This window comes from Kitasatospora sp. NPDC057904, from assembly GCF_042887925.1.
GTDB lineage: Bacteria > Actinomycetota > Actinomycetes > Streptomycetales > Streptomycetaceae > Kitasatospora.
Window position 1 is genome coordinate 413,416 of record NZ_JBHVOL010000001.1, and the last position, 13,052, is coordinate 426,467.

10 protein-coding genes and 2 pseudogenes are annotated in these 13,052 nt (G+C 70.4%); 8 read left to right on the forward strand and 4 right to left on the reverse strand.

What is annotated here, in order from left to right; all coding sequences use genetic code 11:
- Nucleotides 1–897: 897 nt before the first annotated feature.
- The gene (locus ACFVSN_RS02045; protein WP_387592507.1) at nucleotides 898–2,241 is read left to right on the forward strand and encodes a hypothetical protein; all 1,344 of its coding nucleotides are present in this window, start codon (nucleotides 898–900) and stop codon (nucleotides 2,239–2,241) included.
- A 275-nt stretch (nucleotides 2,242–2,516) separates the two neighbouring features.
- Here ACFVSN_RS02045 and ACFVSN_RS02050 read toward each other — a convergent pair whose 3' ends face one another.
- Entirely contained in the window at nucleotides 2,517–3,815 is a 1,299-nt protein-coding gene (locus ACFVSN_RS02050; RefSeq protein WP_387592504.1) for an Ig-like domain repeat protein, read from the reverse strand.
- A gap of 320 nt (nucleotides 3,816–4,135) precedes the next feature.
- Nucleotides 4,136–4,237, reverse strand: a pseudogene (locus ACFVSN_RS02055) (DUF1330 domain-containing protein); the annotation flags it as partial.
- A gap of 337 nt (nucleotides 4,238–4,574) precedes the next feature.
- Between ACFVSN_RS02055 and ACFVSN_RS02060 the strand changes: the two are divergent.
- From ACFVSN_RS02060 to ACFVSN_RS02070, 3 genes are read left to right on the forward strand one after another with little or no spacing between them, the layout of a single operon-like run.
- Nucleotides 4,575–4,808 (forward strand): hypothetical protein, encoded by a 234-nt coding sequence (locus ACFVSN_RS02060; protein ID WP_380435324.1) that lies wholly within the window; start codon nucleotides 4,575–4,577, stop codon nucleotides 4,806–4,808.
- A gap of 29 nt (nucleotides 4,809–4,837) precedes the next feature.
- Nucleotides 4,838–5,509: an RNA polymerase sigma factor gene (locus ACFVSN_RS02065; protein ID WP_387592501.1), complete on the forward strand. Its 672-nt coding sequence runs from the start codon at nucleotides 4,838–4,840 to the stop codon at nucleotides 5,507–5,509.
- Nucleotides 5,506–7,203, forward strand: coding sequence for a M48 family metalloprotease (locus tag ACFVSN_RS02070; protein WP_387592498.1), 1,698 nt, complete (start codon nucleotides 5,506–5,508; stop codon nucleotides 7,201–7,203). The genes ACFVSN_RS02065 and ACFVSN_RS02070 overlap by 4 nt, the downstream gene beginning before the upstream one ends.
- Here the strand turns inward: ACFVSN_RS02070 and ACFVSN_RS02075 are convergent.
- On the reverse strand, nucleotides 7,200–7,409 hold the full coding sequence (locus ACFVSN_RS02075) for a hypothetical protein (RefSeq protein ID WP_387953590.1): 210 nt from the start codon (nucleotides 7,407–7,409) through the stop codon (nucleotides 7,200–7,202). The two genes, ACFVSN_RS02070 and ACFVSN_RS02075, sit on opposite strands and share 4 nt — an antisense overlap.
- A 209-nt stretch (nucleotides 7,410–7,618) precedes the next feature.
- Here ACFVSN_RS02075 and ACFVSN_RS02080 point away from each other — a divergent pair.
- The 4 genes and pseudogenes from ACFVSN_RS02080 to ACFVSN_RS02095 all read left to right on the forward strand — a co-directional run.
- Nucleotides 7,619–7,798 (forward strand): annotated as a pseudogene (locus ACFVSN_RS02080) (NTP pyrophosphohydrolase); the annotation flags it as partial.
- 324 nt (nucleotides 7,799–8,122) lie between these two features.
- Nucleotides 8,123–9,097, forward strand: coding sequence for a tyrosine-type recombinase/integrase (locus tag ACFVSN_RS02085; RefSeq protein ID WP_387592492.1), 975 nt, complete (start codon nucleotides 8,123–8,125; stop codon nucleotides 9,095–9,097).
- A complete protein-coding gene (locus ACFVSN_RS02090) occupies nucleotides 9,094–11,712 on the forward strand; it encodes a tyrosine-type recombinase/integrase (RefSeq protein WP_387592489.1) in 2,619 nt (872 codons plus the stop codon). Before ACFVSN_RS02085 ends, ACFVSN_RS02090 begins: the two co-directional genes overlap by 4 nt.
- A complete protein-coding gene (locus tag ACFVSN_RS02095) occupies nucleotides 11,709–12,290 on the forward strand; it encodes a DUF6262 family protein (RefSeq protein WP_387592486.1) in 582 nt (193 codons plus the stop codon). The genes ACFVSN_RS02090 and ACFVSN_RS02095 overlap by 4 nt, the downstream gene beginning before the upstream one ends.
- 195 nt (nucleotides 12,291–12,485) lie before the next feature.
- Here the strand turns inward: ACFVSN_RS02095 and ACFVSN_RS02100 are convergent, their stop codons facing one another.
- Nucleotides 12,486–13,052: a TetR/AcrR family transcriptional regulator gene (locus ACFVSN_RS02100; RefSeq protein WP_387592483.1), complete on the reverse strand. Its 567-nt coding sequence runs from the start codon at nucleotides 13,050–13,052 to the stop codon at nucleotides 12,486–12,488.

A 13,052-nucleotide genomic window follows, 5' to 3' on the forward strand; every position in this document is an offset into this window, starting at 1 on the left:
AGCCCGCGTCTGTCCCGATCGGGATAGCGCTCCGGTTGCGGCGGTGTCCTCGGCACTCGGCGCGTTGGGATTGGGCGGTCCGGAAGCGGTGGGACTCGCTCGCTGGATACCGGTCGCCGCGGGTCCCGGCAGGCCTCGTCGCCCAAGGCGTCTCCCGGGTCGTCGGCGGCATTTGTCGGGGCGGAACCAGCCCTGGCCGTCGCCTCCTGGCAGGCCTCGGCGATTCAGGCACCTTGGCAGCGAAGGGTGATCTCGAAGGCGTCGAGCGCCCGTTGTGCCGGCGGCGGGGCCAGCGCCCGCGAGCAAGCCGGCGGTGCTGACCGAAGTCCGTTCATCGGCACCCGAAGGCATCGCGGGCGTACAAACCCGGGTTCGTCGGCGCGCCGTCATGCTGTAGCACATCGTCGGACGAGGTCGTTTCGGCGCACGACCAATGCCTCGCGCCGTGTGAGTGCACCAAGTGCTCTTCGTGCGACCAACACTCCATCGTTCTATAGGCATCGACCTGTCAGTGGCCTGCTTCCCAGTGCATTCTGTGTCGTCCGGGGCATTGGGGGCGAGAACATCTCGCGTGGAGAGAGGCTGGGGTGGTCCATGCGTCACGCGTTGGTCGAGTGGGGCAGCGAGCAGACACGGAAGCGGTGCGTCAGCGACCTGGGTGGATCGCGGCCAAGGACGGGCAGTGGAGTTGAGGCCAGCGCGCCGTTGTTGCGCACGATGGGAGTGCTGTGCCCGTCGGACGCCGCGGAGTACTGGAATGTCGATACCGACTATCCGGCGCTCCCGACTTCCCGCACGAGAAGTCGCCCTGTCTCAACCGTGGCGGCACTTGTCTCGGGGCACACGGGACAAGGTTTCGACCATGTGCGCGAGCCGGGTCAGAACGTGGAGTTCTTCATGGAGAACCAGGCCGTCTGGTCGCGGAAACGGGGCTTGTTGACGGAACTACCACCCCCGGATGCTTTCAGCGAGGCGTTCCACACGTCCGCAGCTGGGGCGCTGTCGGTCGGGAGACCACTGTTGCAACCCGCCATGCTGTTCGGCTGGGTTCTGCCGGCTCTCGTCATGGCCGACTCCGGGGCGCTGACCGACGCGGAGGCTCGCGACTGGTGCGCGGCCGACATCCTGACCATCATGGACTACCGGTCCATGGGGGCGGATTCCGGGACGCGCCGTGCCCTGCTGGATGCCGCGAGGGCGATGAGCAGCGACGGTCGGTTGCGTCTCAACCAGCAGTGGCTCAACTACGCGGATGTCGTCGTGTGCCGGGCCGGGCAGCGAGGTCTCGCAGGTCGTCGCGAGGCGTTGAGGCAGGGAACCGTCCCGCTCTTCGACACCGGCACGCTGAGCGATGTGGAGCTGGAGCGATGGGCCATGATCGACATGGGTCTGCCGAACTGGCTCCGGCGCCGATTCGTGTCCCGCGAAGGCATGGGGCTCGTCGCCCTTCCGCGCATCACCAATGACATGAGCGACCTCATGACGGACGTGTTGCGGGGCGAGCCGGGGAATGTCTTCCGGCTCCGCCGTGAACTGCGGAGCTGGTTCGCGCACTACAGCGCTTGGCTGTGCGGGCGTTGGCGGGCCATCCGGGAAGGAGACTGCGAACCTGCCGAACTGGCTGCGGCCGTGACCCTGCCGTACACCTTCCTGGGCAGACGGTCCCGAACCTGGTCCAAGGTGGCCGCGGCGGCTGCCCTGAACTCCCGGGATACGTCCTCGGATTGCCCCTGGTGCCACACCTTCGAAGCATGCGTGTCCGGCCTTCACACGCCGCACTCGGTCCGACGCGCAGAGCGCGGCGTCCGTGGGGGCGCCGAGCACATGGCGGCGCATGCGGTGTCGTGTGCGCAAGAGCTGGTTGCCGACTGCGGCGGCACAGTGCCGGGGCCCGTTTGGTCCGAGATTCACAGACGCGTTGAGCACCACCTTGCCGACGCTCCGATGGCCAGGGGCCAAACCGCCGAATTCTACCTCGCCTTCAGCAGGTTGTACGGGCTGTTGGCCGTGCCGTTCCTGCTGATCGAGGGCGGCCATCTCGGGCCGGGCACCATCAATCTCATGGAGCTCGTGGGTCATGAGTACCTGCGGTACGAGACGGCCAGCCCGACCGAACTGGCAACCGCGGTGTACTACGCGATGGTCGCCTGCCACCCTCATCCGACGCTGAGCCTCGGAACCACCGAAGTAGGGCTGCTCTACGGTGAGCCACTGACCGTAGGTCACGTCCCGTGCTGGTAGACGCCTACCTCCCTGCCCTTGAAAGTGGAGCCGGACAGGTCGAGCTCGACCGCCGGGTCGGCGAGCGGTACTCCGGGGCGTCCATCGCGATCCGCGGCTAAACCGCTGGCTTCTCGAATTCCACGTACCGTCGCGGCCGGCCTCGGGCGCGATGGTGGCGGAGCCCGCGATTCGTCCTCGCGAGCCCCGCCGGGTATCACGCTGTTACCTCCGCTGGCAGCAGCGCTTGTTGCGGTTGATGAGGGCGTGCCCTCGGTGCCGCTGCGGCTTTCTGATCAGGGGTTCACCGTCACGGTGATGGTCTCGGGGTTGGCACCGTTGTCCTGGTACACCGAGTCGCCGCTGTAGACGGCGGTGATGGTGTGGGTGCCCGCGGTGCGGAAGGCGGTGACCGTCCCGGCGGCGGCGCACCGGCCGAGGGGGAGGAACAGTTGTCCCGTGCCGAGGGTCGTCCCGGTGGTGGTGTCGGTGAACGTGACGGTTCCGGTGGGCCTGGTCGTGGAGCCCCCGCCGGGGCAGACGATGTCGCTCAGCACGACCGGCGAGCCGATCCGGGTGAGCCCGGGCATCGCGGTCATGGTCGTGGTGACCGGCTTGCCCACGGTGTAGCTGATGATCACCTGGCCGTTGTGGTTCGCCGTCCCGATCGTCGAGGCCGCATAGGACGTCCCGGTGCCCGACGGGGTCGCGAAGCTGCTCCCGCCACCGCCACCGCCGCCGCTTGCCTTGGTGCCGGTTCTGTTGACGGCACCGCTGCCGCCGCCCCCACCGGCGAAGTACCCGCCGCCCCCGCCCCCGCCCGCACCGGTGACAGTGGCGGCGCAGCCGCCGTCGATCGCTCCGCCGGTGCCGCCGCTGCCGACCGTGGTACCGGCGAACCCGCTGCCCGATGTACCCGGCGTGGCTCTACAGAACGCGACCGCGCCGGCCACGCCGCCCACACCACCCGTAGACGTGCTGGTCCTGCCGCCGTCCCCACCCTGCCCTGCCGCGGCCCCAGGGCCGGTGGCACTTCCACCGGTACCGGCGGTGGCATCGGGCGTCGTCCCGCCGTTGCCCCCGTTGCCGCCCGTCAGGTCGCCTCCGGTACCCCCGGCGGCACCGCCGCCCCCGGCGACCACCAGGAAGGAGCCCACGCTGACGCTGGAGGCCCCGCCCCCACCCGGCCCTTCCGCCCGGAAACCCGTGGCCAAAATGCCCCCACCCGGAGCGCCGCCGTTGAACCCGCCGGCACCCCCCGTACCCGTGCCGTTGCAGCCCTTGCCGCCCGTGCCGCCGACGTTGACGGTGACCGTCGTCGGGGCGGTGGTCTGCGGGAGAGTGGTGACGACCCGCGCCCCCGTCCCGCCCGTGCCCGTGACGGAACAGGAGGTGCCGGTGCTGTCGGCGCCGCCCGCGCCGTCGGCGGTGATCGTGACCACCGCCTGGGCCGGGATGGTGAGGCTCTGCGCGGCGCCGGTGAAGCCGAAGGTGAACACCGGGTCGGCGCCTCGGGTCCGCACCGGGGTGGTGGCCGGCGCGGACCCTGTTGCCGCGGCGGTCGCGGGGATCACCCCGGTACCGGCCAGCACCACGCACACCCCTCCCACGACTCCGGCCCGCCACCACCGCGCACGAGCGTGGACGCCTGCCTCTCCTCCGGCGACGGCATCTCCTGGGGCGTGGTGTCTGATCACTGGCGTCTCCCGATGTGATGGGCTGGAGGTGAGGCTTCGGGGTACTGGATCACGCGACCCGTGCAGCGGTGCTGTCCCTGGTCCGGAGCGCGGTCAACAGGCACAGCGTGACGACCGGACGGCCCTCGTGCCCCGATTGCTCCGACAGCGGCATGCCACACACCATCACACCGGGCGGCACACGAACTCATTGAGCCGGCCAAGGCTGGGCCCGCCGGTCAGTCGTTGCCTTCGATGATGCGGAAGTCGCACTCGACGCCGTCGGGGAGGGCCGCCAGCGCCTTCTGGCATGCCTCGCTCTCGTACACCGCGACAGCCTGCCGACTGCGCTGCCGACTGCGCGCGATGGCACCGAAACCACGTACCAGTCAGGCAACTTCGCTCCGGAGTACTTGCCTGACTTGCCCGACACCCACCGGGCACCCTGGACAAGAGTTCGAGATGAACTCACGGGCCCATGCGGGCCACACGTCCAGGGGCGCGCGCCAACCGGCGCGGGGCTCGGCACCAGGGGCCGGTCTCGGGCCCCTCTTGACGAATGTGATGTGAATCACATGCGTGCGACTGCTGTGGGACTAAAGGTTTTCCGCTCAAGACCCCTTTCACCGTGCGAGGTTGGCGCAAGGAGCGCCGCCGTCGACGAGAGGAGGCGGGGAGATGTGGGAGACGGTCCTGCTGGCCGTGTGCGCCGGCACCGTCAGGCTGGCGCGCCAGCTTGTGTCCTACCGACTGGCCGTGATGCGGGAGCGCACGCGCGGCGCCGTACTGGAGAGCCTTGTCCTCGCGGCCGGGCCCGGGGCGACGGTGGAGGACCGGCAGGCGGACGGGAGCGTCCTCCTGGTGCGCGGAGCACGGTCGAAGTCGAATCACACACAGGAGACGACGTCATGACGTCAGATCAGAGAACAGCGCGACCCCGGATGGAACCTCCCGAGGAGTTGGAGGACTTCGTCCGGGTGACCCAGGGCAGGTTGCGCATGCAGGCACGCTTCCTGTGCCAGGACGGGGAGACCGCGGAAGAGCTGGTCCAGGAAGCGTACGTCCAGGCCAGCCGGATGTGGTCGCGTCTGCGCACGATGGACCACCCCGAGGCGTACCTGCGGCAGATCATGCGCAACGAGTTCCTCGACCGGGTCGAGCGGCGCACCAGGGAGCGTGCGAGCTGGTTGCAGGCGGGAATCCCCGCGCAGGCGAGGATCGAGGTCACCGTCGAGACGCGCCAAGTCCTCGCGGCCGTGCGGGAACTGCCGGAGCGGCAGCGGGAGGTGCTGGTGCGGTTCTGTCTCCAGGCCGAGCCGCAGCGGGCGATCGCCGAGGACCTGAAGATCTCCGCCACCACGGTCGCCGGCCACGTGAAGCAGGCCCGCAACAACCTGGCGAAGCGGCTCGGGATCACCTCGCAGGAGCTCTGGTCCGACTTCGACTCGCTGGTGGACGCGCCGGCCGGCGGGCTGCAGGATCAGCTGACGGTCGAACTCCTGGACGCGGCCCTGTGGTTGGAGGACGCCTTCGAGCACGACCAGCTCGGTCTCGATCTGCTGCTGGAGCGGCTGGCCGAGGCGTGGGCCCAGGACGCCGGGAGGCGCGGGTGAGGCCGTCGCTGTTCCTCGTGTCCCTGCGGGCCCTGCTCGCGGTCGCCATGCTGTTCGTCAGCTACCTGGTCCTGCTCGCCGCCGTGGCCGTCTATGCGGCGTTCCTGTCCCTCCTCGCGGCGGCACCGCCGGACGACTTCGCCAGACTCCTCTTCACGGTGATCACCTCCACGCCCGTCGTCGCGGCAGTCCTTCTCGCGTTGTGCGCGGCGGGTCGTCCGGCCCGGGGCCCGGAGGGTTCGGTCGAGGTGGCCCCGGAGGAGGAACCGGCCCTGTGGAACGCCGTGTACGATCTCGCCGAGCGCTTGGGGGTGCGCCCGCCGACCCGGCTGTACCTGATTCCCCAGGCCAACGCCATGGTCCTCGAACACGCCAGCCTGCTCGGGCTGCTCGGTGGGACCCGTCGGCTCTACCTGGGGATGCCGCTGCTGGTGGGGTTGACGCAGGGCGAGCTGGAGGCGGTGATCTGCCACGAGCTCGGCCACTACGCGGGACGCCACACCGCCCTGTCGTCCGTCACCCGCCGCGGGACCGCCGCGCTCGGATCCATCCTCGAACGCCTCGGTCGGCACCCGATGGTCCAGGCCGAGAACGCCTACCATCCGGCCTACACCTGGTACTGCCTGTTCTCCGGCTACGCCCGGGTCTACCTCCGGCTGACCGCGGCGGTCGGGCGGCGCCAGGAGTTCGAGGCGGACCGGATGTCGGCCCAGGTCGTCGGAGCGGCGGTGATGGCCGACGCCTTGCGCAACGTGCACTCCCTGGCGCTCGCCTGGGCCCGGCTGGTCTCCGACTACCTGGAGCCGGTGGCCCGGGCCGGCTGGCTGCCGGACGATCCCTTCGCCGTCTTCGCACAGATGCTCGCCGACCCCGAGTACCAGGACACCCTGCGCCGATGGCGGGACTCGCCACCGGACCGGCCCGTCTCCCGGTTCGACAGCCACCCCCCGCTCGCGGAACGCCTGAACGCCCTCGCGCACCGCGCGAACGGAACCGCACCGTGCCGCGAACCGGTCCCCGCGATCGGCGTGCTGACCGACCTCGACCAGCGGACCGTCGAACTCAGCCTGACCGTCTTGCCGCAACACGCCGGCGACCCGGACACGACCTGGTTGGCGACGGCGGCCTGGGCCTCCACCGCGGCGGCGACGCTTACCGGCGAGAGCGCCCAGGCCCTGGCCCGGGCCGCCGGCCGGAGCGGTCGCACCACGCGGCCCAGTCTGCGGACCGTTCTGGAGGCCCTCGCCAAGGCCCCGGAGACCCTGGCTCCTGCCAGCTCGCTGCCCGGTGCCCTGCGCGCACTGCTCGACCAGGTGCTCGTCCGTGACGGGCTGGCCACCGGCTGGCGGCTGTCCTGGGTCGGGCAGAGCCGCCCGGTCGCCGACCGGGCCCTGCTGTCCGAACTGCACGAGCTGACCGTGGCCGTCGACGCCCAGCGGTTGGAGGCCTTCCTGCGGACGCTGCCCGTCGATCTCGCGGCGCCGGTGCTCGTTCGGCGCCCGGTGCGCCAGGAGGAGGTGCCGCCCGCCGATCCCGACGAACGGATCGAGCTGCCGGCCGAACTCCTACCGCACGGTGGGCCGGAGGATGACGAGCCCCTTCGCCAGAAGCATCCGGTCATCAAAACGGCCGCAGCGCTGATCCTGCTGCTGATCGTGCTGGGGTTCGCCTTCGGTGGAGCATCGCTCGGCTAGGTTCCGTCCGATGTCGGCATCAGGGCGGTCCACAGGGCGGAGGCCTGGCCGCGATCGCGCGCGGTGAGCTCCTCCAGGTACCGGCCCTGGCCGAGGAGTTGCTTGACGCGCGGGATCGCCTCGCCGTCGGGGCCGATCCGGTTGCGGACCGTCTTGGCGTCGCCGTCGATGACCGTCCGGTACATCACCTCGGCGGTGAGCGACACCGGTGACCGCGGCCGCGCGGCGGGCGTACTTCATCTGTTGTGCTCCTTGAGGGGGGCACGGGTCAGGAGCGCCGCCCCGCGCGCCCGGCGAGAGGGAAAGGACGCGGACGCGCGGAGCGACGAGCCCGGCCGGCCATCGGGGCGTGGCGGCCTTCGTCCGGCATCAGCGTGAGCTGTGTCTGTCAGTGCCCTCTGGCATCGTGTGCGCCATGGCCGAACTGGTGGAACGCGTCGACGAGGAAGACCACGTACTGGCAGTCGTCGAGCGGGGCGAGGCGATCCGCCAACAATGGCTGCATCGCGTCGCGACGACCGTCTGCCGCGACCCCGAGGGCCGGATCCTGGTCCACCGACGTCCCGACGACGACTCCCGTTTTCCCGGCCAGTTTACCGACCGCGGGTAGTGCCGCCCGTGGTGTCCGTCGGTGCCTGTGACTTGGGCGTCGCGGGCTCGTTTACCGACCGTGTCCGGAGCGCCCGTCGTGTTCCGGGGTCGGTACGCAGGACATGTGGCACGGCGAGTGGTGGTCGGGGATCTGAGGGTCCAGCAGATCGAACGGAAGGGCGGGCGGCGGTCGTGGACGATCGTGTGGCCCGAGGGCAGTCTCCACGCGGAGGCGGACCGGTTCCTGCGCGTGTACGACGGGTCGGGAACGCAGAGGACCTATGCGTACTACCTGGTGGACCATCTGCGGTGGTTGGAGCGTGAGTGCTTGGCCTTCGAGAAGGTCGTGCTGCGGGATCTTGAGCGCTACATGGGCATCGTCGGCGCGGAGGTCCTCATGCCGCTCGGTGAACCGTGGCGGATTGGCAAGCGCCCTTACGGCCGCTCCGCGTTGTCGACCGCGGCGGCCTGTCTGAAGGGCTTCTACCTGCACCAGTCGTCCCTGGGCGTGAATGGCGAGCTCGGCAAGACGCTCGACACCTCGCGGCTGCCCACGCGGGCGGACCGGCGCCGCGCGTTCCTGGGACACGTGAAGAACTCCATGCCTACCAACCCGCTCGCGCCGACGCGGCCGCGCCGCCGGCACCCGAAGATGCTCCCCGACGGCGCACGGGAGAAGCTCTTGGCGGTGGTGAACGCCGCCCGCGACCGGCTGGTGGTGACCTGGCTGGCCGACGGCGGCCTGCGGATCGGCGAGCTCTGCGGGCTGCACCTGGTGGACCTGCACTTGCGGGAGAACGCGGCCTGCGGGGAGTGCCGCGCCCCGCACGTCCACGTCTGCCACCGGCCCGGCAACCCGAACCGGGCCGAGGCGAAGACCAAGCTCCCCTGGCGCATCGAGGGCGGCACGGTGACCGGTGGGCTGATCAAGCGGGTCAGCCCGGCGATGGTGCACACCTACTTCGAGTACCTCACCGGCGAGTACCCGCGCGGCACCCGGCACGGCATGCTCCTGGTCCAGCTCCATGGCATGGACTTCGGGCAGCCGTGGGCGCCGGTCGGGGCTCGCCGGATGCTCGGCCGGGCCGGGAAGCGTGCCGGGCTCGGCGTGGTGAAACCCCATGCCTTCCGGCACAACTTCACTTCTGCGGTGCTCGACGCGGCCGGTGGCAACCTGCTGATCGCCCGGGATGCCGGCGGCTGGGCCTCTGCCGCGATGGTCGACGAGGTCTACGGGCATGTCGACATCCATGACCCGGCCTTCGACACCGCCCTGCGCACGGTCTGGGGTGGGGCCCAGTGACCGCGCCTTCCCTGCTGCCACGGCAGGATGCCCGCACACAGCGGGACCGGCTGGAGGTGCTGACCGTTCTGATCAACGGGCCCGAGTTCGACCCGGTGCTGCGCGGCGGGGTACTGAAGATCCCGCCGACCCACCCGGTTTATCCGTGGAGCTGCACGGTCCCTGACTGCGCGCGCTCGCGCTGGAGGCGCTACGCGATGTGCTCGGTGCACGCCGATCAGTGGCAGGAGGCAGAGGCGAGCGGGATGAGCCGGGCCCAGTTCCTGCGCATGGCAGAGCCGTTGGCGGCGTCGGAGGCCCCGGAGGAGATGATGTGCCGGATCTGCCCGCAGCGACCGGCCTTCAGCCTGCGCCTGGTGGTGTGCTTCCGGCATCGCAACCGGTGGCTGAGCCACCTGAAGCGGCACCCCGGCGCCGGTGAGGAGGACGGGGGGTTCGAGAGGTGGCTGGCCGATCAGCAGCCCTGCCCGGGCTACGGCGAGTGCCGCGCGGAGGTGTGCGACGAACTGGCCTCCTCGCCGCTGGGGTTGTGCGGCGCGCACGAGCGCGGCTACATCCGGGCCGGGCGCCCGGGCGGGGCCCGGCTGCCGAAGAACTTCTTCGCCACCTTCGAGCGGCACGACCGACCCGTCCCCATCTCCTGCGACGACCAGATCGCCTTCCGCTCCTGGTGCCGCGCGCAGTTGCCGGTGCACCGCACGGGGCGGATCTACCTGCGCGGCCTGCGGCCCCTGCTGCGGGCCGAGTTCCAGTGGGGCCTGTATGTCCACGGCCTGCAGCCCACCGCCGTGTGGAACTTGCCGTGGGTGCAGTCGCTCGCGGACGAGTGCCAGCGTCGCGACGTGGCGTCCCTCGCCGGCCTGGACCCGTCCGTCTTCCACCGCGACTACCACCTGCGCATGGTCCAGGAGATGCAAGAAGCCCTGCGGAAGGTCTACTTCAACCCCTCCGACAGCCGCGATGCCGGCTACATCGAGACCGAGCACTTCGGCGTGCGCTTCCCACACCGCTCCAGCTACATCGACCTGACCTGTATCTCCCAGCGGTGGCTGCGCGACCTGCTGTGGGACCACATCGCCGACGTGCTGCGCTCACCCTCATGCCCGCGCAGCGCCCAGCCGGTGGACTACCAACGCCGCGCGGGCGCCGAGCTGAGCGCATTCCTGGAGGCCGAGGCGCCGGACGGCGGCCACGATCCCAGGGCACTGCGCGAGGAACATACCCATGGTTTCGTCGCGGATCTGCGCAACCGCGAACGCCTCGGTCTTGCCTTCCGTGGCCAGGCCCGCCTGGACGGCAAGAAGTCGAAGGTCACCGAGAACATGCGCCGGATGGTGCTCAACTACGGCCGGGCCGTGCTGCGCGGCGCGCTGGACAACGGCAGCGCCGAACGGATCGGCTTGAACCGTGCCTTCATCACCGCCATGCCGGTCGGCGGCCCGGGCACGCCCCGCAGCCGCAATCCCTTCCCCGACGAGGTCGCCCGCGCCCTCGCAGCCGAGAGCAACCTGCAGCACCTCGCCGAGGACTACGACCCGCACGACCGCGGCCTGCGGGATGTCTGGGAAGCCATCATCATCACCGGCCGGCGCGCCAACGAGGTCATCCAGCTGCGGCTGGACTGCATCGGCCGCTACGGCGGGCTGCCTGTGCTCTGGCACGACCAGACCAAAGTCGGCAACCTAAACGCGGCCATCCGCATCCCCGACCGGCTCCTGGACCGGCTGGAGGAACGCCACCGCAAGACCCTGGCGCACTTCGCCGACCGCCACGCCGGCCGCGCGCCCACCCCCGCCGAGCGCGCCCACCTGGCCCTGTTCCCCACCGACATCCTCAACCCCGACGGCCGTCGCGCCCTGTCCTACACCTGGTTCCATTCTGGCCTGCGCAACTGGATCACCGACCTCGACCTGGGCGGTCACTACGTCGCCCACCAAGCCCGGCACACGCTGGCGACCCGGCTGCTGCGGGCCGGGGCGAGCCTGACCCACATCCGCCGATACATGGGGCAGGTCAGTGATCGAATGGCGGAGCATTATGTGCACCTGACCCAGTCCGACCTCGACGACGTCCTCCAGCGCGTCTGGGTCGCCGGCCCCGGCACCGCCAACCCTGGCGAACTCCTCACCGGAGACATCACCCCGCTCACCCGCGAGCAAGCCCAGGCCCTCGCCATCGACTTGTCCCGCCGCAGCACGCCCGCCGAGGGCGGGTTCTGCACCTTCCAGCCCGTCGTCGAGGGCGGCGCCTGCCCGTGGAACCTGGACTGCCACAACTGCGACAAGTTCGTCCTCTCCGGCGCCGACCTCCTCTACTGGCACCGCAAGCGTGAGCAGTGGCGGCTGCTGGCCGAGGGCGCCCCCGACAACGCCACCGCGGAGTACCTCCACCGCTACTTCGAGCCCACCGCTCGCGCCATCGACGGTCTGGAGAAGGCGTTGGCTGGCCTCGGCCTCCTGGACGACGCTCTCGCCCTGGACCTGCGCAAGCCCCAGGACTACTTCCACCGCGTGTGGTCCACCGCCTTCCGCGCCGCCGACCTCGCCGACGCCGCCGAGCAGGACGAAGACCAGTACGGCGGAGAGGACACCACCAGTGGGGAGGCGTGCGCATGAACGCCACCACCGTCCCCGGCCCTCGCACAGCCGCCGCGCTCGCAGCTCGACGCCGAACCACCGAGGCCGCCGTCGGACGCGTCCATGACGCCCTCACCCGGCTCCGCCGTGAGAAGGCCCACGTCAGCGTCGCCGCCGTCGCCCGGCGGGCGGACGTCTCCCGCACTTTTCTCTACGACAATCCCGACGCCCGCGCCGCAGTCGCCGCCGCCATGACCGAGGCCGACGCGCGCCGCACCCGCATGCTCGCCGACCAGGACGACCAGCAGGAAGCCATCTGGCGCGAACGCGCCCTGAACGCCGAGGACGCTCTCAAGGCCGCCCACGCCGAGATTCTCGTCCAGCGCACCCGCATGGGCGAACTCCTCGGCCAGATCCGCGACTTGCAGGCCGAGTGGACTGAGGAGGCCATCCGGCGGATCACCACCGAGAACACCACGCTCAAGCAGCGCGTCCGTCAGCTCACCGCCGACAACCGCACCCTCGACGAGCGACTCAAGGCCGCCCGCTCCAATCTGCGCTTCCAAGACCGCCGCGTCGCCGACCTCGAAGCCCAGATCCTGTCCTCGTCAGGATGACCCGCACCTGGCCAGCGGCCGTCTCACCCCGGTGAGACGGCCGCCGGCCATGACGCACGCTGAGCCGATGCTGTTGAAGTTCATCGCCGAGGTCACGGACGAACCTCTGCCCCTGAGCCCGAACGATCAAGTGGCGGAGTCGCAGAGCAACACTTGGTGGCTGTCGTTGTGGTAGTCAAACCGCGCATTGCGACGTCAGAGACTCACGGTCGCGCGTAGCGATTGCAGCACCTCGGCAAGAAGATCCCGCAGCGGCCGGGTCTCGCCCGGCCGCGTCCACAGGCGGATCGCCGTCTCAAGCACGAGGATGCCAGCGCCCGCGGCGAGGAGCGCGGTGTCCAGGTCGACGCCCCGCGCCTGGAGCCCGGCGGCGACGGCCTTGGTGAGAGACGCCTGCTTGCCGAGTTCCCGTTCCTGCAGCTCCGGGTTGGCGTTGACGATCTCGTGGCGGCGGGCCACCGCGAGGCGCATGCCCTCGAACGTCGCTTCGCCGACAACCTGCAGGGCGCGCACGACGGCGTCGAGTGGCGGGACGGACGCGTGGCAGGCGGTGATCTCGGCGACGATCCGTACCTGAAACTCTGAGCCCAAGCCGAAGAGCACCTCGCGCTTGTCGGCGAAGTGATTGAAGAACGTCCGCTGCGTCAGGCCGGCCCGCTGGGCGATCTCGGCCACCGTCGTGCGCTCGAAGCCTTGCTCTTCGAACAGGTCGAACGCGGCCGCCTGCAGGCGCTCGAACCCGTCTGGTTTCCATCTCGGCAT

Coding starts and splice junctions, on each gene's coding strand:
- ACFVSN_RS02045 (WP_387592507.1), top strand. CDS start 898: ATGGAGAACCAGGCCGTCTGGTCGCGGAAACGGGGCTTGTTGACGGAA.
- ACFVSN_RS02060 (WP_380435324.1), top strand. CDS start 4,575: ATGTGGGAGACGGTCCTGCTGGCCGTGTGCGCCGGCACCGTCAGGCTG.
- ACFVSN_RS02065 (WP_387592501.1), top strand. CDS start 4,838: ATGGAACCTCCCGAGGAGTTGGAGGACTTCGTCCGGGTGACCCAGGGC.
- ACFVSN_RS02095 (WP_387592486.1), top strand. CDS start 11,709: ATGAACGCCACCACCGTCCCCGGCCCTCGCACAGCCGCCGCGCTCGCA.
- ACFVSN_RS02100 (WP_387592483.1), bottom strand. CDS start 13,052: ATGCCGAGATGGAAACCAGACGGGTTCGAGCGCCTGCAGGCGGCCGCG.